At 62.4% G+C, this 26,385-nt stretch carries 24 protein-coding genes and 1 pseudogene; 10 read left to right on the top strand and 15 right to left on the bottom strand.

Annotated features, from left to right (window positions below):
- Positions 1 to 42: 42 nt before the first annotated feature.
- The 4 genes from GSQ90_RS26835 (at position 43) to GSQ90_RS26820 (ending at position 4,315) form a co-directional block, all read left to right on the top strand.
- Positions 43 to 459 carry a hypothetical protein gene (locus GSQ90_RS26835; RefSeq protein WP_158818008.1) on the top strand — a complete coding sequence of 139 codons (417 nt, stop codon included), beginning with the start codon at positions 43 to 45 and terminating at the stop codon, positions 457 to 459.
- A 245-nt stretch (positions 460 to 704) separates the two neighbouring features.
- The gene (locus GSQ90_RS26830; RefSeq protein ID WP_158818007.1) at positions 705 to 1,043 is read left to right on the top strand and encodes a P-II family nitrogen regulator; all 339 of its coding nucleotides are present in this window, start codon (positions 705 to 707) and stop codon (positions 1,041 to 1,043) included.
- A 78-nt stretch (positions 1,044 to 1,121) separates the two neighbouring features.
- The gene (gene glnA, locus GSQ90_RS26825; RefSeq protein WP_158818006.1) at positions 1,122 to 2,531 is read left to right on the top strand and encodes a type I glutamate--ammonia ligase; all 1,410 of its coding nucleotides are present in this window, start codon (positions 1,122 to 1,124) and stop codon (positions 2,529 to 2,531) included.
- A gap of 284 nt (positions 2,532 to 2,815) precedes the next feature.
- Complete coding sequence (locus GSQ90_RS26820; RefSeq protein ID WP_158818005.1) at positions 2,816 to 4,315, top strand: replicative DNA helicase; 1,500 nt, start codon at positions 2,816 to 2,818, stop codon at positions 4,313 to 4,315.
- A gap of 24 nt (positions 4,316 to 4,339) precedes the next feature.
- Here the strand turns inward: GSQ90_RS26820 and GSQ90_RS26815 are convergent, their stop codons facing one another.
- A complete protein-coding gene (locus GSQ90_RS26815) occupies positions 4,340 to 5,188 on the bottom strand; it encodes an oxidoreductase (protein ID WP_158818004.1) in 849 nt (282 codons plus the stop codon).
- A gap of 74 nt (positions 5,189 to 5,262) precedes the next feature.
- On the opposite strand from GSQ90_RS26815, the gene GSQ90_RS26810 reads away from it, so the two are divergent.
- The 3 genes from GSQ90_RS26810 (at position 5,263) to alr (ending at position 8,046) form a co-directional block, all read left to right on the top strand.
- The gene (locus tag GSQ90_RS26810) at positions 5,263 to 5,736 is read left to right on the top strand and encodes a MerR family transcriptional regulator (protein ID WP_158818003.1); all 474 of its coding nucleotides are present in this window, start codon (positions 5,263 to 5,265) and stop codon (positions 5,734 to 5,736) included.
- A 164-nt stretch (positions 5,737 to 5,900) separates the two neighbouring features.
- Positions 5,901 to 6,638: a tetratricopeptide repeat protein gene (locus tag GSQ90_RS26805; protein WP_158818002.1), complete on the top strand. Its 738-nt coding sequence runs from the start codon at positions 5,901 to 5,903 to the stop codon at positions 6,636 to 6,638.
- A gap of 265 nt (positions 6,639 to 6,903) precedes the next feature.
- A complete protein-coding gene (gene alr / locus GSQ90_RS26800) occupies positions 6,904 to 8,046 on the top strand; it encodes an alanine racemase (protein ID WP_158818001.1) in 1,143 nt (380 codons plus the stop codon).
- A 14-nt stretch (positions 8,047 to 8,060) separates the two neighbouring features.
- Here alr and GSQ90_RS26795 read toward each other — a convergent pair whose 3' ends face one another.
- From GSQ90_RS26795 to GSQ90_RS32580, 7 genes and pseudogenes are all read right to left on the bottom strand, one after another.
- Complete coding sequence (locus GSQ90_RS26795; protein WP_158818000.1) at positions 8,061 to 8,489, bottom strand: hypothetical protein; 429 nt, start codon at positions 8,487 to 8,489, stop codon at positions 8,061 to 8,063.
- Positions 8,490 to 8,777: 288 nt separating this feature from the next.
- Complete coding sequence (locus tag GSQ90_RS26790; RefSeq protein WP_158817999.1) at positions 8,778 to 9,758, bottom strand: ABC transporter permease; 981 nt, start codon at positions 9,756 to 9,758, stop codon at positions 8,778 to 8,780.
- Positions 9,759 to 9,768: 10 nt separating this feature from the next.
- Positions 9,769 to 11,277 carry a sugar ABC transporter ATP-binding protein gene (locus GSQ90_RS26785; protein WP_246731797.1) on the bottom strand — a complete coding sequence of 503 codons (1,509 nt, stop codon included), beginning with the start codon at positions 11,275 to 11,277 and terminating at the stop codon, positions 9,769 to 9,771.
- 3 nt (positions 11,278 to 11,280) lie between these two features.
- On the bottom strand, positions 11,281 to 12,312 hold the full coding sequence (locus tag GSQ90_RS26780; RefSeq protein WP_158817998.1) for an ABC transporter permease: 1,032 nt from the start codon (positions 12,310 to 12,312) through the stop codon (positions 11,281 to 11,283).
- Between the two features lie 35 nt (positions 12,313 to 12,347).
- On the bottom strand, positions 12,348 to 13,349 hold the full coding sequence (locus tag GSQ90_RS26775) for a sugar ABC transporter substrate-binding protein (protein WP_158817997.1): 1,002 nt from the start codon (positions 13,347 to 13,349) through the stop codon (positions 12,348 to 12,350).
- Between the two features lie 101 nt (positions 13,350 to 13,450).
- On the bottom strand, positions 13,451 to 13,987 hold the full coding sequence (locus GSQ90_RS26770) for a GntR family transcriptional regulator (protein ID WP_158817996.1): 537 nt from the start codon (positions 13,985 to 13,987) through the stop codon (positions 13,451 to 13,453).
- Between the two features lie 470 nt (positions 13,988 to 14,457).
- Positions 14,458 to 14,599: pseudogene (locus tag GSQ90_RS32580) on the bottom strand (IS6 family transposase); the annotation flags it as partial.
- 215 nt (positions 14,600 to 14,814) lie between these two features.
- On the opposite strand from GSQ90_RS32580, the gene GSQ90_RS26765 reads away from it, so the two are divergent.
- Entirely contained in the window at positions 14,815 to 17,490 is a 2,676-nt protein-coding gene (locus GSQ90_RS26765; protein WP_246731796.1) for an EAL domain-containing protein, read from the top strand.
- 7 nt (positions 17,491 to 17,497) lie between these two features.
- Here the strand turns inward: GSQ90_RS26765 and GSQ90_RS26760 are convergent, their stop codons facing one another.
- From GSQ90_RS26760 to GSQ90_RS26735, 6 genes are read right to left on the bottom strand one after another with little or no spacing between them, the layout of a single operon-like run.
- On the bottom strand, positions 17,498 to 18,256 hold the full coding sequence (locus GSQ90_RS26760) for an aspartate/glutamate racemase family protein (protein ID WP_158817995.1): 759 nt from the start codon (positions 18,254 to 18,256) through the stop codon (positions 17,498 to 17,500).
- The gene (locus GSQ90_RS26755; protein ID WP_158817994.1) at positions 18,253 to 19,170 is read right to left on the bottom strand and encodes a polysaccharide deacetylase family protein; all 918 of its coding nucleotides are present in this window, start codon (positions 19,168 to 19,170) and stop codon (positions 18,253 to 18,255) included. The genes GSQ90_RS26760 and GSQ90_RS26755 overlap by 4 nt, the downstream gene beginning before the upstream one ends.
- Before the next feature lie 5 nt (positions 19,171 to 19,175).
- The gene (locus GSQ90_RS26750; protein WP_158817993.1) at positions 19,176 to 19,976 is read right to left on the bottom strand and encodes an ABC transporter permease; all 801 of its coding nucleotides are present in this window, start codon (positions 19,974 to 19,976) and stop codon (positions 19,176 to 19,178) included.
- The gene (locus GSQ90_RS26745; protein WP_158817992.1) at positions 19,973 to 20,839 is read right to left on the bottom strand and encodes an ABC transporter permease; all 867 of its coding nucleotides are present in this window, start codon (positions 20,837 to 20,839) and stop codon (positions 19,973 to 19,975) included. Before GSQ90_RS26745 ends, GSQ90_RS26750 begins: the two co-directional genes overlap by 4 nt.
- Complete coding sequence (locus GSQ90_RS26740; RefSeq protein WP_158817991.1) at positions 20,836 to 21,918, bottom strand: ABC transporter ATP-binding protein; 1,083 nt, start codon at positions 21,916 to 21,918, stop codon at positions 20,836 to 20,838. Before GSQ90_RS26740 ends, GSQ90_RS26745 begins: the two co-directional genes overlap by 4 nt.
- Before the next feature lie 3 nt (positions 21,919 to 21,921).
- Positions 21,922 to 22,956: an ABC transporter substrate-binding protein gene (locus GSQ90_RS26735; RefSeq protein ID WP_158818203.1), complete on the bottom strand. Its 1,035-nt coding sequence runs from the start codon at positions 22,954 to 22,956 to the stop codon at positions 21,922 to 21,924.
- 202 nt (positions 22,957 to 23,158) lie between these two features.
- On the opposite strand from GSQ90_RS26735, the gene GSQ90_RS26730 reads away from it, so the two are divergent.
- A complete protein-coding gene (locus tag GSQ90_RS26730) occupies positions 23,159 to 23,929 on the top strand; it encodes a GntR family transcriptional regulator (protein WP_371418450.1) in 771 nt (256 codons plus the stop codon).
- A 107-nt stretch (positions 23,930 to 24,036) separates the two neighbouring features.
- Positions 24,037 to 26,091, top strand: a complete 2,055-nt coding sequence (locus tag GSQ90_RS26725; protein ID WP_158817990.1) for a bifunctional aldolase/short-chain dehydrogenase — start codon at positions 24,037 to 24,039, stop codon at positions 26,089 to 26,091.
- 38 nt (positions 26,092 to 26,129) lie between these two features.
- Here GSQ90_RS26725 and GSQ90_RS26720 read toward each other — a convergent pair whose 3' ends face one another.
- Positions 26,130 to 26,324: a DUF2735 domain-containing protein gene (locus GSQ90_RS26720; protein ID WP_158817989.1), complete on the bottom strand. Its 195-nt coding sequence runs from the start codon at positions 26,322 to 26,324 to the stop codon at positions 26,130 to 26,132.
- Between the last annotated feature and the right edge of the window lie 61 nt (positions 26,325 to 26,385).

Below are 26,385 nucleotides of genomic sequence, written 5' to 3'. Positions count from 1 at the left end.
CGGGCGTATCGATTCGACCGGCGTCGCCCTAAGAGGTTTCTCGTGACATCGATTCCCGGCAAGGCCTGCGGCTCTTGCGTCATGTGTTGCACCGCGCTCGAAATACCCGAACTGAAAAAGCCCGCCGGGCCGCCCTGCCCCAATTGCATCCTGTCGGGCGGTTGCACGATCTATGCGAGCCGGCCGCAGGTGTGCCGCGACTTCGAATGCCTTTGGCTGACGACGCGCACCTTACCGCCCAATATGCGGCCGGACCGGATCGGCACGATCCTGATGGAGGATGACGACACCGAAGAATATCGCGCGGTCTGCGCGCCGGGCCGCCCCCTGGCCTGGCGCAACCCGAGAGTCTTCGCCCATCTCGTCGCCGTCGCCAAAACCGGCCGCACCGTGGTCGCCAAGGCCGGGCTCAGTTCATGGCGCATCTTTGCCTCCGGCGAATTCGGGCCGACGGTCTAAGCGCAGGCGTCGCGCGGCGCCTATTTCCATGCCAAACGCCTAAGTTTTGGGCGCCATCGCTCAGGCCGATATCAGCGCCTGGAGAGCGCCAAACCGGCGTTTCCGCGCTGTCCGCACAGGCTCATTTGGGCGTAGCGTGGACCTAAATGAGATGCTATTGACGCCAGATGTCGCGGCCCGGTGGCTTTTTGCGCGCCACGGGCCGCTCAGCGGCTTGTCTCACAACGCGCGAAGAGACCGGATTCATGAAAAAGATCGAGGCGATCATCAAGCCGTTCAAGCTCGACGAGGTCAAGGAAGCGCTTCAGGAAGCGGGAATTCAAGGCATCACCGTCACGGAAGCCAAGGGCTTCGGGCGTCAGAAGGGCCATACCGAGCTTTATCGCGGCGCCGAATATGTCGTCGACTTTCTGCCTAAGGTGAAAATCGAGGTTGTGGTCGCCGACGAGGCGCTGGCGGGCGCCGTCGAAGCGATCCGGAAGGCGGCGCAGACCGGGCGCATTGGCGATGGCAAGATATTTGTATCGCACATCGAAGAGGCGATCCGCATACGCACCGGCGAGACCGGCGCCGACGCGGTCTGACTTTTAGAAAAATTCCGTGCTTCCCAACGCTCCGGGCGTCGGGCGGGTAGTGAAATATCATTTTCGAGAGAGGCACACATGAAGACCGCCAAGGACGTCCTGAAGGCGATCAAGGACAATGAAGTCAAATATGTCGATTTGCGTTTCACCGACCCGCGCGGCAAATGGCAACACGTCACATTCGACCAGACGCTGATCGATGAAGACGCCTTCGCCGACGGCCTGATGTTCGACGGTTCCTCGATCGCCGGCTGGAAGGCGATCAACGAATCCGACATGACCCTGATGCCCGATCCGACATCGGCCTGCATGGACCCGTTCTTCGCCGCGTCGACGATGGTCATCAATTGCGACATTCTCGATCCCGCCAGCGGCCAGCCCTATGGCCGCGATCCGCGCGGCATCGCCAAAAAGGCGGAAATCTATCTCAAGTCGACCGGCATCGGCGACACCGTCTATGTGGGACCGGAAGCCGAATTTTTCGTGTTCGACGACGTGCGCTTCAAAGCCGATCCCTACAATACGGGCTTTACGATCGACTCGATCGAACTGCCGAGCAATTCGGACACGCCCTATGAAGGGGGCAATCACGGCCATCGCATCCGCACCAAGGGCGGCTATTTCCCGGTGCCGCCGCAGGATTCGGCGCAGGATATGCGCGGCGAAATGCTCGCGGCGATGGCCTCGATGGGCGCGATCGTCGAGAAGCATCACCATGAAGTGGCTTCCGCCCAGCACGAGCTTGGCCTGAAGTTCGGCACGCTGACGACGATGGCCGACCATATGCAGATATATAAATACTGCATCCATCAGGTCGCCCAGAGCTATGGCAAAACCGCGACCTTCATGCCCAAGCCCGTGTTCGGCGACAATGGCTCGGGCATGCATGTTCACCAGTCGATCTGGAAGGCCGGCAAGCCGATCATGGCCGGCAACAAATACGCAGACCTCAGCCAGGAATGCCTCTATTACATCGGCGGCATCATCAAGCACGCCAAGGCGCTGAACGGCTTCACCAATCCGTCGACCAATTCTTACAAGCGTCTGGTCCCCGGCTATGAAGCGCCCGTATTGCTCGCCTATTCCGCGCGCAACCGTTCAGCTTCGTGCCGCATTCCGTGGACGTCCAACCCGAAGGCCAAACGCGTCGAAGTTCGCTTCCCCGATCCGATGGCCAATCCTTATCTCGCCTTCGCGGCGATGCTGATGGCGGGCCTCGACGGCATCAAGAACAAGATCGATCCGGGCGCCGCGATGGACAAGGATCTCTACGATCTGCCGCCCAAGGAATTGAAAAAGATTCCGACCGTCTGCGGCTCGCTGCGCGAAGCCTTGACCAATCTCGACAAGGACCGCGCCTTCCTGAAGGCCGGCGACGTGTTCAACGACGACTTCATCGACAGCTATATCGAGCTGAAGATGGGCGAAGTGATGCGCTTCGAAATGGCGCCGCATCCCGTCGAGTTCGACATGTATTATTCCTACTGACCCAAGCGAAAGCTTGCGCGAAACGAGGCGGCCTCCGGGCCGCCTTTTTTTGTTGTCGACGCCTTTCCGTTGTGGCGAAAGAGTCAAGCGGACAGCCGCGTCCGGCGTCACAAAATTTTTTTTCTGCTGGGATAATGGGGACAAGCGAAGCGCCGTCCGATTAGGCCTCGCGTCCAGCGCGCGGCTGTGCAAGAAACGGCTCCCTCGTTGGCGGTTCGGGAGTAGAATGGCCGCCAAACGAGTCGCGTCAGGCGTTCGCGTTTCCTTCAACAGCAAGCAGAATCATGGCGACCGTCGAACAATTCGCGGGGCGGCTGGCAGCCGTTTCCAATGCAGCAGAGCCCGCCTATCGCTCGCCGCCTCATAATATCGAGGCGGAGCAAGCGCTGCTGGGCGCGATCCTCGTCAATAACGACGCCTTTGATCGCGTCTCCGACTTCCTGAAAAGCGATCATTTCATCGAGGAAATCCATCGCCGCATTTTCGAGATCGCCGGATCGCTGATCAGGGCGGGTAAACTCGCTTCGCCCATCACGCTCAAGACTTTCCTCGGCGACCATGACGTCGGCGGCGCCACCGTGCCGCAATATCTGGCGCGCCTCGCGGCGGAGGCGACCACCGTCATCAACGCCAATGATTACGGCCGCACGATCTACGACCTGGCGATCCGGCGCGAGCTGATCCTGATCGGCGAGGACACGGTCAATGTCGCCTATGACGCGCCGGTCGATTCGAGCCCGCGCGAACAAATCGAGGAAGCCGAGCGCCGCCTTTACCAGATCGCCGAAAGCGGACGTTACGACGGCGGCTTCCAGCGCTTTTCCGATGCGCTGAAAACCGCGGTCGACATGGCCGCCAAAGCCTATGAGCGCGACGGAAACCTCAGCGGCGTCGCCACCGGCCTCGTCGACCTCGATCGCTATATGGGCGGCTTGCAGGCGTCCGATCTGGTGATCCTGGCGGGACGCCCCGGCATGGGCAAGACCGCGCTCGCCACCAATATCGCGTTCAACATCGCCAAGGCGCATCAATCGCAATTGCGCGCCGACGGGACGAACGAAACGATCAACGGCGGCATTGTCGGCTTCTTCTCGCTCGAAATGTCGTCGGAGCAATTGGCGACCCGCATCATCGCCGAGCAATCGGGCGTGCCTTCCTACAAGATCCGGCGCGGCGATATTTCCGAACAGGATTTCCACCGCGTCGCCGAGGCGGTGCGCGACATGCAGTCGATCCCCTTCTATATCGACCAGACCGGCGGCATATCGATCGCGCAGCTCACGGCCCGCGCGCGGCGGCTGAAGCGCCAGCGCGGCCTCGACCTGCTGGTCGTCGATTATCTGCAGCTTCTGTCCGGCTCCAAGACCAAGGGCGACAATCGCGTGCAGGAATTGACCGAGATCACGATGGGCCTCAAATCGCTGGCCAAGGAACTGAACGTGCCGGTGCTCGCGCTTTCGCAGCTTTCGCGCCAGGTCGAGCAGCGCGACGACAAGCGCCCGCAACTCTCCGACCTCAGAGAATCCGGCTCGATCGAACAGGACGCCGACGTCGTGATGTTCGTGTTTCGCGAGGAATATTACCTCAAGAACAAGGAGCCGCGCGCGGGCACTCCCGAGCATATCGCGTGGATGGGCGAGATGGAGCGCACGCATGGGCGCGCCGAAGTGATTCTTGGCAAACAGCGCCACGGACCGACCGGCACAGTCGAGCTGCAATTCGAGGCCGAACTGACCCGCTTCGGCAATCTGGCCAAAGAGGATGCGCTGCCCGCGCATTATTAGCGGGGTGCAGCGGCGACGATCGCTTCAAGCGGACGCTTTGCCCAGCCGTCTCTCGACGAAGCGCATCAACCCATCGAACATGCGATCGGATAATAACCAGCGCATGAACAGGATCGGCTTGGCGCCCGCGCCTGTGGCGTAGCGCGTGCGGGGACGCGCGGCCGCCAGCGCACGCGAAACCGTCTTCGCCACCACTTCGGGCGGCGAGGGCTGTGGACCGCTTCCGCCGCCATCCGCGCTCGCCAGCATTCGCGCATGCGCCTGGGCGCCCGGCGCATAGGGGCCCTGGCCGGAGTATTTCAGCAAATTGTCGTGCGCGATCATGGTCCATTCGGTCTTGATCGCGCCGGGCTCGATGACGATCACGTCAATGCCGAACGGCGCGACCTCCATGCGCAAGCAATCGCTCATGCCTTCGACAGCGAATTTGGTGGCGTGGTACCAGGCGCCGAACGGCTCGTGCATCTTGCCGCCGATCGAGGTGACATTGACGATCTTGCCCGCTTGCTGTCGGCGCATGATCGGCAAGGCGAGCTGGGTGAGGCGCGCGAGGCCGAACACGTTCACCTCGAATTGCCGACGCCCTTCCTCCAGCGGCACTTCTTCCAGCGAACCATAGGAGCCATAGCCGGCATTGTTGATGAGGACATCTAGACTCCCCGCTTCGGCGGCGATGGCCTGGATCGCCCCCGACATCGAGGCTTCGTCCGTGACGTCGAGCGCCAGCAGCCTCGCGCCGGCCTGGGCAAGCGGCGCCATACGCTCCATGCGGCGAGCGCCCGCATAGACGGTGTAGCCGTCGGCCAGAAGCTGGCGCGCGATCGCTTCGCCTATGCCCGAGGAGGCGCCGGTCACCAGTACCGATTTAGCCATGGATTTTGCTTCCGATATTTGAGGGACGCCCTGTATAACCCTTGACTCAACTCCATGGTCAAGGCGCCGTTCCCATGCTGATCTCCCAATTTGCCCGCGAAACCGGACTGCCCCCCGACACCGTGCGCTTTTACATCCGCCGGGGGCTGCTTGATCCGGTCCGCGGCGAGAAAGGCGGCTCAGCCCGCTATCAGATATTCACGCAGCAGCATGTCGAGGCGGCGCGCCTCATCCGCCTCGCCCAATCGCTGGGCTTCACGCTTCGCGAAATCGCAGCGATCGGCGCGGAATTTCAAAACGGCGGCGGGAGCGCGGAGCGTCTCATCGCGATTTTGCAGGAACGCCTTCACGATCTCGACAAAAAAGCCGCGCAAATCGCCGCGATGGCCGCCTATCTCAGAAAGAAACTGGCGTGGCTCAAGGGGGGATGCGTCGGCCCTGAGCCGGCGCTCGCGCTGGACGCACGAGACGATGAAATCTCTACAACTCCAGCGTGTGGCGCGGATTTTCAGGAAATCCGAGAGACCGCCGCTATGAAGACATTTTAGAGTCAATCCTGATTTTCATGCACCCTAGGGTTGCATAGATAGCGTTGGTTTTGTAAGTTGCCGTCAGGCTGCGGGCCTTGCGAATGAGGACCGTAAAGTTCTTTCAACATCGCGGGGCGGCGTCGGCCTCTTCCCACGAAATTTCTGAAGCCGGAGCCCTACTCGTGCCGATAGCGACCCTCATTTTCATCCTCGACATCGCTTTGGTCGTTCACGCCGCCAAAACAGGGCGGTTTTCGCCCTGGGGCTATATCATCCTGTTCTTGCCGGGCATCGGCGCGGCGATCTACATCGTCGTCGAACTCGCGCCCGAATGGCTGGGCTCCTACAAAGGGCAGATCGCGCGCCAGAGCGTCGCACGCGCCGTCAGCCCGGGACGCCGCTATCGCGAACTCACCGACGAACTGGCGCTGGTCGACACGATCGCCAATCGCGCCGCGCTGGCCGAGGAGTGCGTGGCGCTTGGCAAATTCGAGGAGGCGCTGTTTCACTACGATGCGATCGTCGCGCAGCCCCTCGGCGAAGAGCCGCAATTCTTCCTTGGCAAGGCGCGCGCGCAATTCGGTCTGGGACAGTCCGAGGCGTCGGTCGCGACGCTCGACGAATTGAAGCGGCGCTGGCCCGACTTTCGTTCTCCCGACGGCCACCTCCTCTACGCCATCGCCCTGGAGGCGAGCGGACGCGACGACGAGGCGCTCGCCAATTTCGTCAATGTCGGTCAGTATTTTCCCGGGGTGGAGCCGCGCGTCCGGCAGGCGCAATTGCTGCAAAAGCTCGGCCGCGAGGCGGAGGCGAAAGCGGTCGCCCAAGATGTCGTGCGCGGACTCGGCCGCGCCCCGGCGCATGTGCGCAAGAACCAGCGGCAGTGGCTGGCGAGCGCGCAAAGGCTCGCGCGCGGCTGAGTTTTGGGCGCCGGAAAACGCGCAGGCCAAGCGGCATTAGCTTTTCCTTCTCCCCTTGTGGGAGAAGCAGAGGTTGATGTTACAAGGTGTCACGCGAAGCGTGACGGATGAGGGGGTGACGCAGGATAAGGCGTCGCCTGCGTCGCAGCGCCGGATCAGCGAACGTTGGGCACATGGCGCGCGCGCCCTTATCCGACCCGACTTCGTCGGGCCACCTTCCCCCACAAGGGGGGAAGGGGCGCGCTTCTCTTGAGGCCTGTCCACAATGCAAACACCACCGCTTCCTTCGCTATCCCAATCCTCCGGGGTCCTCACCATCGACCTGGGGGCGCTCGCCGACAATTGGCGCGCGCTGGCGCGCCGCGCGGCGCCGGGCGAGTGCGCGGCGGTCGTCAAGGCCGACGCCTATGGAATCGGCATAGAGGCGGCCGCGCCGGCCCTGCACGCGGCCGGCTGTCGCCATTTTTTTGTCGCGCAACTGAGCGAGGGCGCGCGGGTCCGGGCGGCGCTGGCGCCGGGACCGCAGGCGCAAATCTACGTGCTCAACGGCCTGCAGGCCGGCGCCGATCCGCAGGCCGATTATCGCGCGCATGATCTCATGCCGGTCATCGGCAGCGAGGAAGAGCTGGCGCGCTGGGCGGCTTTCGCGACGCGCCAGCCAAGCCCCCCGCCCTGCGCGATCCATATCGACACCGGCATGAACCGGCTCGGCGTTGGCTCCCTGGATGCGCTCGTCCGCATGCTGGCGCGCCACGGCCATGAGGCGCTTGGCGTCAAGCTGCTGATGAGTCATTTCGTTTCGTCCGAGGAGCCGGACAATCCTCTCAACGCCGTCCAGATCGCGCGCTTCGACGAGGCGCGCGCTTTGTTTCGCGGCATTCCCGCCGGCCTCGCCAATTCGTCAGGCATATTCCTGGCGCAGCGTCCGATTTTCGATCTGATCCGCCCCGGCTATGCGCTTTATGGCGGCAACCCGACGCCCGGCGCGCCCAATCCGATGAAGCCAGTCGTTGCGCTCGACATCGCGATCCAGCAGACGCGCTGGATCGAGGCCGGCGAAAGCGTCGGCTATAACCAGCAATGGACCGCGCCGCGGCGCACGCGCCTCGCCACGCTGCTCGCCGGCTATGCCGACGGCCTGCCGCGCGGCGCGGGGGCGGCCCAAGGCCGCGCCGGCGCCGATGTCGTCATCGCGGGGCGCCGCTGTCCGCTCGTCGGCCGCATGTCGATGGATCTGTGCATCGCCGACGTCACAGACCTTCCCGAGGACGCGGCGCATCCTGGCGCCAGCGCGCAATTGCTAGGCGCAACGATCGGCGTCGACGAATTCGCCGCGCGCTCGGGGACGATTGGCTATCACCTGCTGACAAGCCTGGGACGGCGCTATCACCGGCGCTATATCGGGTGAGGAGCGGCCTCTCATTAATAGGTCGCGCGCACCACGACGCCTTGGGTCGGCTCCATACAATTCTGGACCGCGAAGAGGCATTGGCGTCCCAGAGGCAGCGGGCCGCCATCGGCATTGTGATAGACGACCTGGGTCACCGCGCCATTGGTCATCACGACATTGACGTTGCAGGTGGGACTAGCGGCGCTCGTGGAAGGAGCCATATCGAACGCCGGCGCCAGCAAGGGGCTTTCGACATGCGCATCGCCGATCGGATAGGTCCAGATATCCGTCGAGCCGATCCGCGCGCGTTTGGCCGGGACGCCCAGGCAGGCGAGGATCCTGTGTTTGGAAAGCCCGATCATCTTGCTTTGGGCGAGTTGATCGACTTCCGGCGCCTGGCCGGCGCAACCCGCGAGCGCGAAAAAAGCGACCGTTCCCGCTACCGTCAATATCCTTTTCATCGTCCCTCCGCGCGCTCCGGCGACGCTAGCATAGTTTTTCGGCTGTGGTGCAAACATTGGGAGTTCGGCAAACAGAACCCGCGTTCGGTCATCATCTCCACGAGATCACGAAGACTAAATTTGTGGCGCAGACAATAGCGCACGCAGAGGACGGTAATCTCCCGGTCGAATGGCGACCTTTGAAAAGTTCGTCCACGCTCAACATGCAAGTCAGCCTCACCGAATGCTACGCGACCGCGAAATGCGCCCGACTCCGGATCTTTGCAGCATAACTCTTTGAGTTGGGCTTCACGCTTCGGTGCGGATCTTGCGCTGCTCGAGACGCTCGGTCAGCACGCGCCGGCGACCGTCGACGAAGGCGGCCACGAAGATTATGAGGCTGTTGACGAGCGGATATAGATAGGGGTTGGCGTTGAGCATGACGAGGCCATTCTCGGTCGTCTGCACCAGTGCGGCTCCAAAAATGCTGCCAAACACACCACCGCGGCCTCCGAATAAGCTCGTCCCCCCCAATACGGCTGCCGCTATGACAGGAAACTCCATCTGGTAGCCAAACGTCGCGGCCGCCGCTCCGACCTCAGAGGCTGAAATCAGCGCGCCGACGGCCGCGCAGGCGCCGCATATGCAGAACACCGAGAACACGATCGGCTTAACCCGGATGCCCGCCTTAGCGGCCGATTCCAGGTCGGCGCCGACGGCATAGAGTTGCCGCCCGTAGGGTGTCTGTGTGAGCGTAACCCACGCTGCCGCAGCGACGACCGCCGCGATCCAGATCGCCCAGGGAACGCCCATGAACGATGAACGCCCCAGCGTCTGCACTGCGTCGCTCTGGAACACCATCTTGGTCTCCGAGAAATAGAGTGCGAGGCCACGGCCGATAAATAATGTCGCCAGAGTGACGATGAACGCGGCAATCCGCAAACGCGTAACAAACCAAGCGTTGACGGCGCCAAAGATTGCGCCAATCATCAAGATAATCGGAATTTGAAGGACTAGCGGCAGCCCGGTCAGGTAGAGGCCCATAACCACCGCCACGAGATACATAACCGAGCCGACAGAGAGATCGACGCCACGCACAAGCAGCACGAAGGTCATGCCAATGGCCATCACCGCGACATGCGCGGACTGTGTGAGAATGTTGCGGAAATTAGCGAGCGATAGAAACCGGTCCGAAAGCAGACCGAAGGCGATGAACAGCGCTGCGAACAGGCTCAGCGGCGCAAGCCGCAACGCGAGGGCGTAAAGTGTGTGCGTGTTCAGGCGGTTCAAGGCTATATCCTTAATCCCATAAAGCCGCACTCAACAATGTCTCGCGGTCGAAATTGGCGCGCTCGCAGAAACTGCGAACTTCCCCTCGTCCCATCACCATGATCCGATCCGCCATGCCGATAAGCTCTTCGATCTCCGAGGAGATGAGGAGAATCGCCGCTCCCCCCTCGACCATTTCGTTGATGATCTTGTACACCTCGTATTTGGCGCCGACATCGATGCCCCGGGTCGGCTCATCGAGAATAAATATCGACGGCGCCCGCAATAGCCATTTGCCGATGACGACCTTCTGCTGATTGCCGCCCGACAACATCCGGACCGCGGTCCGGTCAATCGTCTTGGCGTTGACCTGAACGCGCGCCGCGACGCCGCGCGCAACCCCGCTGAGCTGAGCGGGCCTCAGAAAATGGGCAAAGCCGTGCGACTGTTCAATGAGGGAGGGCAGCACGATGTTGTCTGCGATAGAAGCCTCCATCATGAGGCCTTCACCGCGGCGATTCTCCGTGAGGAAGGCCATCCCGCGGTCCATCGCCGATCGCGGCGAAAGCGGAACAAGCCTCGTATCTCCGACACAGATCTCTCCATCGGAGTAGGGATCGAGACCGAACAGGATGCGCGCCAGTTCCGAACGGCCAGAGCCCATGAGGCCAGAGACCCCAAGCACCTCGCCGAGGTTGAGGTCGAACGAGATATCCTTCACCACTCCAGGCTGGGAGACCCCTCGTACCGTCAGCGCTGCTCGGCGCGGGCCAGAGACCGGCGCCCGCTCGGGGAATAGCTGGTCGATCGTGCGCCCCACCATTAGCGTGACGAGACGCTCGATCGTGAAGTTGACACGCGGCTCGGAGGCCACGACTTGTCCATCGCGCAGCACGACGATGTCGTCGCAAAGCCGCATCACATCGCCGAGGATGTGGCTGATATAGATGACTGAGATGCCCTGCGCGCGTAAACGGCGAATGATTTCAAACAGCCGCTCAGCCTCTCGCGCGGTGAGCGAAGTCGTCGGCTCGTCAAAAATGATGAGGCGCGCCTGTCGGCTGAGCGCCTTCGCGATCTCGACGAGTTGACGTTCGCCCGGGGGCAGTCGCAGCACTGGCGTCTGCGGAGCTACCTTAAGGTCGACAAGCTCAAGCGCCTTTCGAGCGAGTTCGCGCAGTTTGCGTCGGTCGATGAAGGGTAGCGCCGACGTCAGGCGCGGAAAATGGTCAAGAAAAAGGTTTTCTTCAACACTGAGATTTGGAAAGAGGCTCAGCTCCTGATGAATAAAGGCGATGCCGAGGGCCTGCGCATCGCGCGAATTCGTAGGTGCGATGGATCTGCCGTCGAGTTCGATGAGACCCTCGTCCTTCGCAAGGACGCCCCCGATGATGTTCATTGTGGTCGACTTACCCGAACCGTTCTCGCCGACGAGGCCGAGTACTGCGCCGCGCCGCAACTCGAACCCTACGTCGCGCAGGACCCGGACGTTGAAAAAGCTTTTGCAGAGGTTCTGAACCTTAAGCAACACTTCTGACACGTCTTAGCCCCTCGCCATCAGATTGTGGCGGACCGCGTCTGTCACCGCTGCGAACAGAATGACGCCGCCCTTGATCGCGTAGACCGATGATAGCGAGAGCCCAAGCAGTTGCAGCCCATTGTCGACGACGCTGAGGAAAAGCACGCCGAACAGCACGCCGATCACCTTGCCCTTGCCTCCGAACAGGCTAACACCGCCGATCACCGCCGCGCCAATCATGTCGAGGAGAATACGCTGACCTAAAATGGGGGTGCCCGCCTCGAGCCGCGCCGTGTAGATGATAGCCGCCAACGATGACAAAAGGCCCGAGAACATAAAGGCGCCGATCACCACCCGACGCACAGGAACGCCGGAGATGGCGGCCGCGCTCGGATTGAGACCGACAGCCTGAAGCCAGCGGCCGAACACCGTCCGCGTCAAGCCGACATGCACCGCGACAGCCAGCGCGACAGTGATGATCGCCGCATAAGGGAGCCCGCCAATCCCCCCGTATCCAAGCGCGAGGAAGGCCGATGGCAAACTGCCGATGCTTGATCCGGAATCGGTGTACCAAACGGCCGATCCGCTAAAAAACATCATTGTCGTCAAGGTAACCAGGAACGACGGCATCTCGAACACCGCTGTGCAGACGCCGTTCAACAGCCCGATCAGCAGGCCAATCGCGATGAATGCGCCGATCGCGGCGGCGGCGGCGATCGGGCTTCCCGCGAGATAGCCGCCTTCGCTCGTCATGATCGAGGCCCCGACCACACAGCCCATCGCCATGATCGATGTGGCGGACAGATCGATTTGCGCGACCATCAAAACTATCATTACGCCAAGCGCGGCGATGAACAGCGGGAGCACCTGCAGAAAGATGTCGACGAGGTTCGATAGACTGACGATCTCCGGAACGAACGGCCAAAGCGCGCCGACGTAGACAAATGTGAGCGCGAGGACAAGATAGTCAGAGAAAAATAGCCAGCGAAGCGCCTGCGCCGGACGAGAGAGCGTCTCGCCCGACGAGTTCGTTAACACATTGCCGACTTCCGTCATTGCCAGTCTCGGCGAGGATCGACGTGAGGCGTGGGCTACTTATTCTTTTCCTTCCACACGTGATAACCCCACATGTCGTCTCGCTTGGTCTCGAGCGTCGCCTGGCTGATAGCGAAGCCAGGGTCGACCAACATCTTGTCGACCTGCTTGCCCGCCCAGATGTCCTTGAAGGCGTTGTAGGTAAGGTCGACCTCATAGAAAAGGTTCTGCACTCCGTTGACGTCCATGTATTTGGCGCTGAGTAACTGGTAGCCGTTCTGGTCACCGTCAAAGCCCGCGAACAGAACGTGCCCATCCTCGCCGGTTTTATGCCACTTGCCTGCCGTCTTCAGCACCTGCTCGATGACCGCGTCCTGGGAATCGGACGGCGAAACGATCATGTTGATGTCTGGGTTCGCTTGGATCGCGTTGGTAAGCCCGGCGAAAGCCTTGTCGACGTTCCATTCTGTCGCGATGCGCGCGACGACCTCCACGAGGTCTTTATTCGCGTCGAAGACGTCAAGCGCGCCGTCGCGTCGTGCAACTGCATTGTTATCGCCCAGGTCACCCATGAGCAGACACGCCTTGTACTTTCCGCCTTGCTTCTTGGCGATGTCGACAAGCGACGACACTGTCATTTGCATGATTTTGCGGTTGTCGGCCTGGATGGCGACGTATTTGTTGTCGTTCGGCGTGGGCCGCCGATTGAAAAAAACGATCGGGATGTTCGCCGCATTGGCCGTGCGGATCGCAGGGATCGCCGCGTTGTCATCGGTCGGAATGAAGACGATTCCATCGACCTTGCGTTGGACCATCGCTTTTACTTGGTCGTTTTGTTTATTTTGATCGCGGTTCGAGATGGTTTCGAGGGTCGTCCAACCGTTGTCTTTGGCCTTCGCTTTCAAAATCGAATTGCCGGTGATCCAGAAATCCGAGTCGAAAGCGTCAAACATGAGGGCGATCTTTTTTCCCTCTTCGGCTTGGGCCGGCCGCGGAATTGCACCGACGGTTGCGACTGCTGCGAGGCTTGCCGAGAACTGACGCCTGTTAATTTGCATGATGGGCTCCCTCCTGATCGCGGGGCCATGCGCTATGCTGGACCCGTTGTTTCGTAGACTCAGCACTGCAAGAGCGATGCATCGCCCATTGGCGATCTTCGTTAAGTGCGAAACTCTTCCTTGGCCGTGTGATAACGCAGGCCACGCAGGAGCGGGCCGCTCAGCCCGGTCGGCCGACCTCGATGAATGAGCGCATCGACCGCGGCCTTCTGGGTTACTAACGCTGCGACGAGCCCCGTACGGAAGGCCTCTTTACCTCTTCGGCAAGCAAATCCAATGGCTGCCGTCTCGACCAATCGGCGAGCGCCTATCGGTTCCTTGAATTGCTCGAACGTAAGCGGCGGCGCGATCCAGTAGCCTTTGCACGTCTCATGAGCGACTGGTCCGGTGGCCGCCAGAGGCGCCAGCGCCTTGCGCATCGGAGTGGGAGCAACCCCAAGAACCTTCGAGAGCACATCGATGCGTCGCGTGGCGCCACGACGCAAGTCGCCTTGAATGAGCATTTGGAGGATGGCCCGGCGGACACGTTTGCTCAGCGCTAACGAGTGCGCCAGGGCAGGAACGTCGCGTGGAATCTCGGCTTCCGATTGCAAAAGCTCGAAAGCGCATTGGCTCTCGGAAGTTGAGTGGCCGCTCATCGAGCGCCTCTGAGAGGAGCCATTTGAGCGGCTCCTGCGGCGCTAACGATGCGCATGCCGGATCGCCTCGAATCCCGATGCTCCACAAGCCTGTTCCTCCCTAGTATCAAATATCAAATATATTCGATTTTCTGTCAAGCGCGAATTCTGCTGGTCAGCCAGACGCGCTGATCAGGTTTCTCGAAAGGCTTTGATGCGAACATCGGAAGGTCGGCCAGCCGAACCGGGTCCTTCCTGGTCCGATGCATGAATTCGACGCCGGCGATTGTCGTTGCAGCTTGATGGGCTAGCGATCCTATTCAATCGGATTATCGATGTATTTGGACGAACAGATCGCGCATCGACTTTCATCTGGATGTTCGCCGAGCGTCTCTCTGGCCGCGCGACGCCAAGCCCGATAGCCATGAAGCGTGATTTTATGCGGCAGGTTGAGTTGACTCTTGAAAACTCGCCGGGCCAGTTCCAGCGCTTTTCGAATTCCGGGACATAGCGTTGGATCCAACGCATGATCGTCGTGAGCGCCGGGCAAAGTCCACGTTCGGTGGTCATCTCCACAAGATCACGAAAGCTGAGTTTGTGGCGCAGACACCAGCGCACGCAGAGGACGATAATCTCCCGGTCGGATGGCGACCTTTGAAAAGTTCGTCCTCGCTCAACATACAAGTCAGCCTCACGGCCTCTCGTATTATCGCCTGTCGATTCATCATCCATTAAGCAGACGGTGAATTCGTGAGGCGCACCGCGAGATTATAAGCCGCGGGTTAATTGGCGACCGCCAATCATCCCTTCGGCGTTGCGCTAAGGCCGCCATGCGAAGGTGATGTCCTGTGGGTAATCCGGCTGTGAGCCTTTACGGACGAGCGCGAGGGCAGTTTCGACCGGCGCATATCCCCGCAGCGATCGCCGCTGTCGTCGCCATTCTTTTCGGCATATATGCGGACCGGCAAAATAGGCAGCTTTTCGACGAACGATTGCGTGCCGAGGTCGTCTCCCAGGTGAGCCTGATCCAGACGAAACTCGAGGGCAATATCAACGGCGATATTCAGCTCGTCCGCGGGCTCGTCAGCACGATTTCGACCGAGCCCTCCATAACGCAGGCGCGTTTTGCCGAGCTTGCCGCCAGCCTGCTTGAAGAGCGCTCGCAGATTCACGATATCGCCGGCGCTCCTGGCCTCGTCGTGTCCCTATTGTACCCGATGAAAGGGAACGCGAAGGCGATGGGGCTCGATTATCGCCAAAATGCGCAGCAATGGGAGACCGTCGTGCGGGCGCGCGATCGCCGCGAACTGGTTCTGGCGGGCCCCGTCGATCTGATCCAGGGCGGTCAGGGTTTCATCGCCCGCTTCCCGGTGTTCAATAAGGGGCTCTATGGCGACGAAACGTTCTGGGGAATGGTTTCGGCGGTGATCGATGTCGACAGGCTGTATCGCGATAGCGGCCTCATCGGCGGCGATCTTCCTATCGATGTCGCGATCACGGGCAAGGACGCGCGCGGCGCGGCGGGAGTCCGATTTTTTGGCGAGCAGCGAGTCACAACCCATAACCCTGTCGTCGCCGACGTCGCGTTGCCGTCCGGCGGCTGGCAGATCGCCGCGACGCCCAAGGGCGGCTGGGAGGCGTTCCCGCCGAATGGCTGGATCCTGCGGCTCGTCATATTGGTGGGCGGATTGCTGATCGTCATACCCACCTGGCTGATCGGACGCCTGGTCGAGGAACGCCGCGCTCATTCAGCCAAGCTGCGCGATCGCGAAGGCGAACTCGAACGCCTGTCCCACAGACTTGAACTCGCGCTCGAAACATCGAAGGTCGGCGTGTGGGAGATGAACATCAAAACGAGGGAGCTGCTCTGGGACGACCGTATGAACGAACTCTACGGTTATCCCACCGACAAAGGCCCGCGCACCTACGCGCATTGGCGGGACAGGCTCGATCCAGAAGACGCCGGGCACGCGGAGAGCGATTTCGAAATCGCGATGCAGACCAGCGGCTGCCACGAAACGCAATTCAAGATCAATCTGGGCGACGGGCGAACAAGGGTCATTCGCACAATCGGCAGAGTCCATGTCGCCTCCGACGGCTCCTCGAAAATTCTGGGCGTCAATTGGGACGTTACCGCAGACGTTGCGCTGACCGAGGATCTGACGCGCTCCAAAGCCTTGACGGAGGCGCGCAACGCGGAACTTGAATCGGCGCGCGCGCGCATCGAACACAATTCCCTTCATGATTTTCTCACAAAACTGCCTAACCGCATGTATCTCGAACGCGTGCTGGAGGAGCACGCCTTGCGCTGCGGGCAGACCGGCGACGGCGTCGTGCTGCTGCACATCGATCTCGACCGTTTCAAACAGATCAATGACACGCTGGGTCATCCCGCCGGCGATGCGATGCTGGCCCACACGGCCAAAATCATCCGGAGAAACCTGCGCGACAGCGACTTCGTCGCCCGAACGGGCGGCGACGAATTCGTCATCGTCTGCAAGGCCGATATGGACATGGACGGCTTCGCCGCCCTTGCGCGCAGACTGATCGAAGACGTGAGCAAGCCCGCTCATCACGACGGCCATGAATGCCGCTTTGGCATGAGCATCGGCATCGCTGGCGCTTTCGGCAGCGCGGTCGACAGACAGCGGCTGCTCGTCAACGCCGACATTGCGCTCTATCGCGCCAAGAGTCTGGGCCGCAACCGTGCGGAGTTCTTCACCGAAACGCTGCAAGCCGAGATCATTCACCGCAAGCAGACCGCCGACAGCATTATGGGTGGGCTGGAGCGCGGCGAATTCATGCCCTATTTTCAACCGCAGTTCGATGCGCGCACGTTCGAACTGGTGGGCGTAGAGGCGCTGGTGCGATGGCGCCATCCCACGCGCGGCATTGTCGCGCCAGCCGAATTCCTTTCGATCGCGGAAGACCTCAATGTTGTGGGGGCCATTGACCGCACGGTGCTCGAACAGGGGCTTGTCCAGTTCCGTCGCTGGCAGGATCTTGGATTTTGCGTTCCCCGATTCTCGGTGAACGTTTCGCTGCGCCGGCTGCGCGACGATCAGCTCCTGAAAAGCCTGCGCGCGCTGAATATTCAGCCACGCACGCTGTCATTCGAACTCGTCGAATCGATCTATCTTGACGAAAGCGACGATTATTTCTCGTGGACCATCGACCAGATCAAGGAGCTTGGGATCGATATCGAAATCGACGATTTCGGCACAGGCTACGCCTCGATCGTCAGTCTGACGAAGCTGAGGCCGCGCCGCCTGAAGATCGACCGGCAACTCGTCATGCCCATCGTGCATTCCGAGACGCGGCGGCGGCTCGTCCAATCGATCGTCGACATCGGCAAGTCGCTCGACATTGAAATCGTCGCCGAGGGCGTCGAGACGATGGAGCATGCGCGCATGCTGCGCGACCTCGGTTGCGACATCCTGCAAGGCTATGTTTTCGCCAAACCGATGGCGAGCGACGACCTCGAGCAGTTCATGTCCGCGCGGAGGCAGGCGGCGGCGTCCTGACGCGCCGTCAGACACGCCGGCTCAAGAAATCATGAATGCGTTCCGCAAGCTGCTGCGAGACCCGCACATTCGCTTTGCGCGGCGTCGCGCTCGCCATTACGCCGGCAGGCGCGGAAAGCGGCGGCGCTTCCATCGCGTCACGCATCGCGCTGGCGAGGCCGTCGAAAACGGGGGCGGCGATGCGGTCGGCAAGATCGTGGGCGATTCCCGCGAAGGGGGCGCCACCGAACAGGATGCTCTGGGCGCCGCCCTCCGTCACGCAAGCATGGGCGGCTGAGACCAGCGCGTCGGAAAATAACGCGCGGTCCGCCGCGACATCGAGAACGGCTGCGCTGAGGAACCGGATCGCCGTCAATTGGTTCGACAATCCTTCGGCGACGACCATGCGTTCGATATCGGGGCGCATGCGCTCGCCAATCGTCACGATGGCGAACCGGCGCCCGCCCGCGGCGGCCGCGCGCAGCCCCGACCGACCCAGCCCGAACACTGGCGCTCGGGCAATATCCTGCGCGGCCTCAAGACCCGGATCGCCGAAAGCGCCGATCACCGCCGCGTCATAGTTCGTATGCGCGGCGATGGCCTCCAACACCGCATGGGCGGCGACGACAAGTTCGGCGCGGCATTCCAGCGAGGCCGCGCCGAACGGCGCCGTCACGGCGTCGATCTCGGCCGCTTCGCCGACGATGCGGCGCGCCTCGCTCGCGAGTATCTGCGTGACCAGCGCAGAAGTGTTGGGATTGACGAGCAGGATGCGCCGGCGAGTCACCGCGGGGCCTCGGGAAATGTCGCAAGCCAGTGGCGAGCGATCGCGGCGCGCGGCGCGATCCATGCGGCATCGCCTTGCGTGACATGGCGCAAAATCGCGTCAAGCGCGCCGATGCGCCCCGGGCGCCCGATCATGCGCAGGTGAAGCCCGACCGACATCATCTTTGGCGCGCTTGCGCCCTCGCGCGCCAGCCAGTCGAATGCGCCGATGATGTAATCGGCAAAGTCTGCGCCGCGAAAACGCTGGGTGTGCTGGAAATGCATGTCGTTGGTGTCGAACGCATAGGGCAGCACAAGATGCCGCTTGCCGGAAACGGAGGCGAAATAGGGCAGATCATCGTTGTAGGCGTCGCAATCGTAGAGAAACCCGCCCTCCTCGACTAACAGGCGACGCGTATTTTGCGAGGCCGCCGAGCGCGTATGCCAACCGACCGGCCGTGCGCCCGTGACATCGGCGATGGTCTCGACGGTCCGCGCGATGGCCCTGCGCTCGGCGCCCTCCTCCATACCGGCATGGCTTTCCCAGCGCCAACCATGCGCCGCGACTTCATGGCCGCGCCTGACGGCGTCGCGCGCCAGCGCGGGCGAGCGCTCGACCGCGCGCCCGCAGGCGCTGACCGTCGCTTTGACGCCATAAGCGTCGAACAGGTCCATGATCCGCCACCATCCCGCGCGCGAACCATATTCAAAATGACTCTCGACGCAGGGATCTGGACCCTCCAGCCGATGGTCGACCTCGTAGATCCCCTCGTTGAGCGCATCGCCCTCCGACACCGCGAATTCCGCGCCTTCCTCAAAATTGAGAACGAAAGACAACGCGACTTTCGCCCCGCCCGGCCATCGCGGGTCGGGCGGCGAACCGGCATAGCCGACAAAATCGCGATGGCCGGAATGGATGCGCGTTTGGCTCGTCATCGGCGTCAATCTCCCGTTCCCGCCATGCGGTGAAGACCAACGAGGCGGTCGCTCGCCAACAGCAGGACAATCGTCGCGATGAGGATCAGCGTCGACAGCGCGGCGAGCGTCGGGTCGGGCGCCTCATCGATATATTGCAGCATTTTGATCGGCAGCGTCTTGGTTCGCACGTCGGTCAGGAAAATCGAGACGGGGTAATTGTCGAACGAAGCGAGAAAGCTGAACAGGCCCGCAATGAGGAAGGACGGCGCCAAAGCAGGGATCATCACGCGCCGGATCGCCTGGGCGTAGGTGCAGCCAAGGGTCCTGGCCGCCTCCATCAGCGTGAAATCGAAACGGACCATGCCGGCGATCATCGTGCGCGCGACATAGGGCAATGTGACGACGACATGGGCGACGAGCAGCGCGCTCCATGTCGCGTTGAAGCCGATCGCGCGGAAATATTGCAGCAGCGCAATGCCGAGCACGAGGCCCGGCATCATCAGCGGCGAAACCAGCGCGGTGGCGATCGCCTGCGCGCCGGGAAGCTTTCCGCGCGCCAGCGCAATCGCAGCGAGCGTGCCCAGCACAAGCGACAGCGCCGTCGAAAGCAGCGCCAGTTGCAAAGACAACGACAACGCCGGCCAGAATCCGTCAAGCGCGCCGATCCGCGCATACCAGCGCAGCGAAGCGCCGCCGACCGGCAGATCGAACACCGGGGTCGGCGAAAAGCTCGCGGCGGCGATCACCAGCAATGGCGACAACAGAAAGACGACGGCGCCGATCGCGCAGAGCCAGGCAAGCGTGATCGCGATTCTTGCGCTCACCGGCTGTTCTCCCGGCCCGCGAGCCGCGCGCTCAAGGTCACGACGATCAAGGCGATGACCAGCAAGGCGACGCCGGCGGCCGCGCCGAACTGGGGATCGCGCGCCAGCAGATAGGCTTTGGCGATTGTCGAGGCGAGCGTCGGATAGCGCTCGCCGATCAGCAGGGTCGGCACGACATAGGCCGAAACCGACAACGAGAAGACCAGCGCGACGCCAGCGATGATTCCCGGCAACGTGAGCGGCAAAGTGACTTTCAGGAAGGCCGCGATCGGCGGCGCCCCCAGAGTCGCGGCGGCCTCGGACAGGCGGCGATCGAGCTGCGTGACGACGGCGTAGATCGGCAGGATCATGAAGGGCAGGAAAATATTGACCGAGCCGACGATCAGCGCCGTTTCGGTGAAAATCATCCGGATCGGCGCCTCGATCAGGCCGAGGCCGACCAGGATGCGGTTCACAATGCCGTCGCTGCGCAACAGAATGGTCCAGGCGAACGCCTTGACGATCACGCTCGCCGCCAGCGGCAGGAACAGGCAAGTAAGCAGCGCCGTGCGCACCATTCCACGCGCGCGCGCCAAGGCAAAGGCGGCGGGATAGGCGATCGCCAGCGCGAAGATCGTCGTCAGCAACGCAAGCCGAAGAGAGTTCCATATGACGGTGAGGTAATAACCTGTGCCAAGCAACTTGCCGTAGGCGTCAAGCGACAAGCCGCTGGGTCCAGCCAGGCTGACCCCGAGCAGCAAGATAAGCGGCGTGACGAAGGCGACGAGCAGAAACAGCAGCGACGGCGCGAGAAAGGCGAGCGCCGCCGACCGGTCGCGATCGACGATTTTGCCAGCGGGCGCCTGAGCGGCGGCATGGGTCATGCGCCCGCCTCGGGCATGGGAAAGGCGAAGGTCTCGGCGACAGGCCAGCACAGCCTGATCTCGTCGCCGACTCTGGGCGGCGCGCTGACGTCATTGGGTATCTGCGCAAGCAGCGTCGTGGCGGCGCCGGCGTCGACTTCGACAAGAGAATTCGATCCATGAAACACAATCGAGCGCACACGGCCGGCGACGCAATTGCCCGCCGTCTCCGGGGCCGCGCGCACATGTTCGGGCCGCACTGCAACGACCACGGGCGAGCCGATAAGGAAATTGCCGATGGCCGAGAGGCGCCCGACCGCGGTGTCGACCTCGACGCGGCCATTGTTCGATCCAGCGACGATTCCGCTGACGCGCGTCGACAGACCCACGAAGCCGAGCGTAAAGAGGGTCGCCGGCCGCGCATAGACAATGCGCGGCTCGTCGACCTGCTCGATGCGCCCGGCGAACATCACCGCGACGCGATCGGACATGGTCAGCGCCTCATCCTGGTCATGCGTCACGAAGATCGCTGTCGCGCCGACCTCGCGCAGCAGACGGCGCAATTCGACCTGCATTTCCTCACGCAATTTTCGATCGAGCGCCGACAAAGCTTCGTCGAACAGCAGCACATCGGGTTCGACCGCGATGGCCCGGGCGAGCGCGACGCGCTGTTGCTGGCCGCCCGACAATGCGGCAATCCTGCGGGCGCCGAGATGTTCGAGATGGACGAGCGACAGGGCGCGGCCGACCGCCGCGTCGATTTCGCCGCGCGAGCGTCCGCGCGACTTCAGCCCGAACGCGACATTGCCGTAGACGGTCAAATGCGGGAACAAAGCATAGGACTGGAACACGACGCCGACATTGCGCCGATGCGGCGGAACGCGCGTGATGTCGCGCCCCGCCAGTTCGACAGAGCCCGCATCGGGCGATTCGAGCCCGGCGATCAGGCGCAGCAAGGTCGTCTTGCCGCAACCCGACGGGCCCAGCAAGGTGACGAGCTCGCCGCGCGCGATCGTCAGATCGACGCGGTCGAGCACATGGGCTGCGCCAAAGCGTTTGGAGACCTGGCGAACGACGAGATGCGGCGCGCCGGGAGCCATCGCTCAGGACATTTCCTTCGTCCAGCGCTCGACCCAGCCGGCGCGCTCCTTGGCGACGAAGGCCCAATCCGGCGCAAACAGCGTCGCGCTGTCGGGAAAGCCGGCAGGCTTGGGGGCGGCCGGATTGGTCGGCGCGACGAAGGCCTTGGCCGCGAGGATCGATTGCGCGTCGACGCCCAGCATCGCATCGATGAAAGCGTCGGCAAGATCGCCGCCCGGGCCGCCCGTCACTTTGGCGATTCCCGACGGCATGGCGAAAGCGCCGTCGCTTGGCGTCGCCAGATCGACGGGCGAGCCCGCCGCCTTGCGGATCAGCGTATAGGCCGAGAACTGGCCGCCGATCATCCACGCCTCGCCCTGTTCCAGCAGATTGATCGCCTGCGGCGCGTTGGTATAGACGTTCAGCAGATTGGCTTTCAGGCTCTTCAGCTTCCGGAAGCCCGCGTCGACGTCATATTGGGCTTCCGCATAGGGCTTGCCGCTATCGAGATGAGCGGCGACCAGCAGGTTCCAGAATCCTTCCGTGTTGGAAAGCGAGGGCACAATGATCTTCTGCGCATATTTGGGATCGTACATTTCCGTCCAGCTCGTCGGCGCGGCTGCCAGTTTGGCCGTCGAAAACGCGATGCCCGCCCAAGGCTTCTGGTAGTTCGCCCAGAGGCCGTCGCGATGGATGGCTCCAGCGACAAGCTTGTCGAGATTGGGAATGGCTTTGGTCGACATCGGCGTAATCAGGCCTTCGGCGGCGGCCGGAATCATGACAGGATCGTCCATGATGACGACGGACATTTTCGGCGCCGCTTTGTCCGCCTGCATCTTTTGCAGGTTGGTGAGCGAATTGCTGCCCTCATAAAGGATCTTGATGCCCAGTTTGCTTTCAAGGACGGGGAAAAGATCGCCGTTGAAATATTTGGCGGCGCCGGCCGGGCCGCCGACGACGATTTCCTTCGGGTCGGCCCTGACAATGGCCGGCATGGCGAATGTTCCAACCAGAGCGCCTCCCGCTTTCAGGATGCTTCGGCGCGATAGATCGTTCAGGCTCATCACACTCTCTCCGCTGTTGCGAGGCTGAGGCCCCGATCCTGCCTTGCAAGCGCCGGGCCAATTGTGCACAATCTAATTTAGATGTTATTATCCAAATAGTTGCACGATGATAGAATAGCGGCTGGCGATCCGTAGAAATACGAATGTGCACATTATTTGCCAATTTTGTGCACATTTTTGGAGCACCGTAAAGTTCATGGACCGAATGAAGGCAGGCGACGATTCTCTCAAGGAAGCCCTGAAGCCGCCAGGGCGCGGCGGGAGGCGCGCGCCGCGGGCGCAGCCCCATACTGACGCGTCAATCCACGCCGCGATCGCCCGGGCGATTCTGCACGGCGAATTGAAGGCGGGCGCCAAACTGCCCGAGCACCGTCTCGCCGAGATTTTCGGCGCCTCGCGCGAGCGCATCCGCAAGGTCCTGCATCGCCTCGCCGCCGAGCGACGGCTTGAGATCATCCCCAACCGCGGCGTGCGCGTGCCGCAGCCCACGATCGAAGAGGTCAAACGCGTCTACGAGGCGCACCGCGTTCTCGAAGCGGGCGTCATCGTGCAGCTCGTCAGTATGCTCGACGCGCGGATTCTTGGAATCCTCGACGCACATCTGGCGCAGGAGCGCCTCGCCGCCGAGCGCGGCGACCGCGCCGAATCGGTCCGCCTGTCGGGCGCCTTTCACCTTCACCTCGTCGACGCGCTGGGCAATCCGGAACTGTCGCGTTTCCTGCGCGATCTCCTCAGCCGCTCCTCCGTGATGGTGTCGGTCTATGAACCGGCCAGCCAGTCGATCTGCGCGGTCGACGAACATGGCGCGATCGTCGAAGCGCTGCGCGCTAGGGACGCCACACGAGCCATTCAACTCTCGCACCACCACTTCCTGCATGTCGAACAAAGGCTGCACATGGAGCCGAAGAACGAGACGGCCGCCGACCTCAAGGAGATTTTCAGAGGGGCGGCGCGAGGCGCCAAGTGAGGATCGCCTTAAGCCTCGCCGGCAGATTGCGCCGCCCTGTCATCGAGCGCATCCGCTGACATCTACGTCCTGTCCCGCTATGAATAAGGTTTGGAGCGGGGCGCGCGATGAAAAACCTCTGGGACGATCAAAACGCTGAGGCCATGGTTTCGGCCTATGGCGCCCAAGGCGTCAGCCGCGACCTCGCGCTCAGGGTCTACACCACGCGCCTGCTCGGCGGCGAACCGCGCCTCGTCCTGCATGGCGGCGGCAATACGTCCGTCAAGACGGATGTCAGCGACCTCGTCGGCGAGACCTGGCGGGTTTTGTGCGTCAAGGGCAGCGGCTGGGACATGGGGATCATCGAGCCTGCCGGCCTGCCGGCGGTTAAGCTCGCGCCGCTGCTGAAATCGCGCAAGCTGGGCAAACTTTCCGACAAAGACATGGTGACGTTGCAGCGGGCGAACCTCCTCGATCCCGACGCGCCCAATCCCTCCGTCGAGACGCTGCTGCACGCCTTCCTGCCGCATAAATTTGTCGACCACACCCATTCCACCGCCATTCTGGCGATCGCCGATCAGCGCGAAAGCCGCGCGATGAGCCAGGCGCTCTTCGGCAGCAAGATGGGCTTCGTACCCTATGTCATGCCGGGCTTCGCGCTCGCCAAAGCCGCCGCCGAGATTTTCGACCGGGACCCCTCGGTCGAAGGACTCATTCTCGACAAGCATGGCATTTTCACCTTCGGCGACAATGCACGCCAGGCCTACGACCGGATGATCCATTACGTCACGATCGCCGAAGACTACGTCCGCAAGAACGCGCGTCCTCCCTTCACGCCGGCAAGGTTGCCGGAAAAGCTCGCGACGCCGAACGACATCGCGCCCATGCTGCGCGGCGCCGTCGCCGTCAAAAGGGGTGAGGGCCGCTACGATCGCATGGTCAGCGAGTTCCGCACGTCGCCGGCGATCCTCGCCTTCGTCAATGCGGCAGAAGCCGCCGAGCTCGCAGGGCGCGGCGTCTCCACGCCCGACCTGTCGATCCGCATCAAGACCGGCCCGATGGTGCTGCCCGCGCCGGACGCAGCGCAGCCTGGCGCGTACAGGGCGATCATCGAAGAGCGCGTCGCCGCCTTCGCCGCCGATTACGCCGAATATTTCCGGGCCAATGCCGCGCGCAGCGAAGCCAAACTGATCATGCTCGATCCGATGCCGCGCCTGACCCTCGTGCAGGGGCTCGGCCTGTTCGGCCATGGCCGCACCTTGCGCGAGGCGAGGATCGCCGCCGACGTCGGCGAATTATGCCTGGAGACCGCGGGCGAGGCCGAGTCGATCGGCCGCTTCGAGCCGGTCAGCCGGCCCGATCTGTTCGATCTCGAATATTGGTCGCTCGAACAGGCCAAGCTCGCCGGCGCCAAGTCGAAACCGTTCACCGGCCAGGTAGCGCTGGTGACCGGCGGCGCCGGGGCGATCGGCGCGGCGACGGCCAAGGCGTTTGCGCGCGAGGGCGCCCATGTCGCGGTTCTCGACATCGACGCGGCGAAGGCGGCGGCGGTCGCCAGGGACATCGGCAATCTTTCGATCGGAATCGGCTGCGACGTCACGGACCCCGCCTCCGTGCGCGCCGCCTTCGACAAGGCGGTCGCGACTTATGGCGGCGTCGACATTGTCGTCTCAAACGCCGGCGCGGCCTGGGAGGGCGCGATCGCAACGCTCGACGACGCGCTGCTGCGCAAGAGCTTCGAGCTGAACTTCTTTGCGCATCAGAGCGTCGCGCAGAACGCGGTGCGCATCATGAAGCAACAGGGGACCGGCGGCGCGCTGCTGTTCAACGCGAGCAAGCAGGCGGTCAATCCCGGCGCCAATTTCGGCGCTTATGGCCTGCCGAAAGCGGCGACGCTGTTCCTGTCGCGCCAATATGCGCTCGAACATGGCGCCGACGGCATTCGCGTCAACGCGGTCAACGCCGACCGCATCCGATCGGGGCTCCTGACCGAAGAGATGATCGCGCGCCGCTCGACCGCGCGCGGCGTTTCCGTCAGGGATTATATGGGCGGCAATCTGCTCGGGCTCGAAGTGACCGCCGACGATGTCGCGCAAGCCTTCGTCCATCAGGCGCTGGCGGAACGCTCGACCGCCGGCGTCACGACCGTCGATGGCGGCAATATCGCTGCGACGCTGCGGTAGGAATTATGCGCCAGCGACGATTAAACCCGCCTTGATCGTCAAATCTTGCGGGTTCGTTCGGCCTGCATGGCCGCCTCGTGATACCAGCCGCTGCCGAACTCGACAGTCGGAACCACGCGCTGGCGATGGTCGAGCGCGGACTTGATCTCGCGGCCAGCCCCGGCGAGACTCGCCGAAGTCTTCCGAGGAAATTGATAAATCTTCGCCGATTGCGGCTGTGAATTCGCAGTCATCCAGGAGCTCCTATTCTATGGTCGTCCGTTCCATAGATAGAAATGTAGGCGTCTAATATGG

Source organism: Methylocapsa sp. S129, from assembly GCF_009765995.1.
Lineage (GTDB): Bacteria > Pseudomonadota > Alphaproteobacteria > Rhizobiales > Beijerinckiaceae > Roseiarcus.
The sequence above is the reverse complement of the archived record's forward strand: the minus strand, read 5'-3'. Positions and strand labels throughout refer to the sequence as shown.

Excerpts from the sequence above, each read along its gene's own strand:
- alr (WP_158818001.1), top strand. The coding sequence starts at position 6,904 with ATGCAAACACCACCGCTTCCTTCGCTATCCCAATCCTCCGGGGTCCTC.
- GSQ90_RS26830 (WP_158818007.1), top strand. The coding sequence starts at position 705 with ATGAAAAAGATCGAGGCGATCATCAAGCCGTTCAAGCTCGACGAGGTC.
- GSQ90_RS26770 (WP_158817996.1), bottom strand. The coding sequence starts at position 13,987 with ATGAGCGGCCACTCAACTTCCGAGAGCCAATGCGCTTTCGAGCTTTTG.
- GSQ90_RS26740 (WP_158817991.1), bottom strand. The coding sequence starts at position 21,918 with ATGGCTCCCGGCGCGCCGCATCTCGTCGTTCGCCAGGTCTCCAAACGC.
- GSQ90_RS26780 (WP_158817998.1), bottom strand. The coding sequence starts at position 12,312 with ATGACGGAAGTCGGCAATGTGTTAACGAACTCGTCGGGCGAGACGCTC.
- GSQ90_RS26755 (WP_158817994.1), bottom strand. The coding sequence starts at position 19,170 with ATGACGAGCCAAACGCGCATCCATTCCGGCCATCGCGATTTTGTCGGC.
- GSQ90_RS26795 (WP_158818000.1), bottom strand. The coding sequence starts at position 8,489 with ATGAAAAGGATATTGACGGTAGCGGGAACGGTCGCTTTTTTCGCGCTC.
- GSQ90_RS26745 (WP_158817992.1), bottom strand. The coding sequence starts at position 20,839 with ATGACCCATGCCGCCGCTCAGGCGCCCGCTGGCAAAATCGTCGATCGC.
- GSQ90_RS26730 (WP_371418450.1), top strand. The coding sequence starts at position 23,159 with ATGGACCGAATGAAGGCAGGCGACGATTCTCTCAAGGAAGCCCTGAAG.
- GSQ90_RS26820 (WP_158818005.1), top strand. The coding sequence starts at position 2,816 with ATGGCGACCGTCGAACAATTCGCGGGGCGGCTGGCAGCCGTTTCCAAT.
- glnA (WP_158818006.1), top strand. The coding sequence starts at position 1,122 with ATGAAGACCGCCAAGGACGTCCTGAAGGCGATCAAGGACAATGAAGTC.
- GSQ90_RS26810 (WP_158818003.1), top strand. The coding sequence starts at position 5,263 with ATGCTGATCTCCCAATTTGCCCGCGAAACCGGACTGCCCCCCGACACC.
- GSQ90_RS26775 (WP_158817997.1), bottom strand. The coding sequence starts at position 13,349 with ATGCAAATTAACAGGCGTCAGTTCTCGGCAAGCCTCGCAGCAGTCGCA.
- GSQ90_RS26720 (WP_158817989.1), bottom strand. The coding sequence starts at position 26,324 with ATGACTGCGAATTCACAGCCGCAATCGGCGAAGATTTATCAATTTCCT.
- GSQ90_RS26815 (WP_158818004.1), bottom strand. The coding sequence starts at position 5,188 with ATGGCTAAATCGGTACTGGTGACCGGCGCCTCCTCGGGCATAGGCGAA.
- GSQ90_RS26725 (WP_158817990.1), top strand. The coding sequence starts at position 24,037 with ATGAAAAACCTCTGGGACGATCAAAACGCTGAGGCCATGGTTTCGGCC.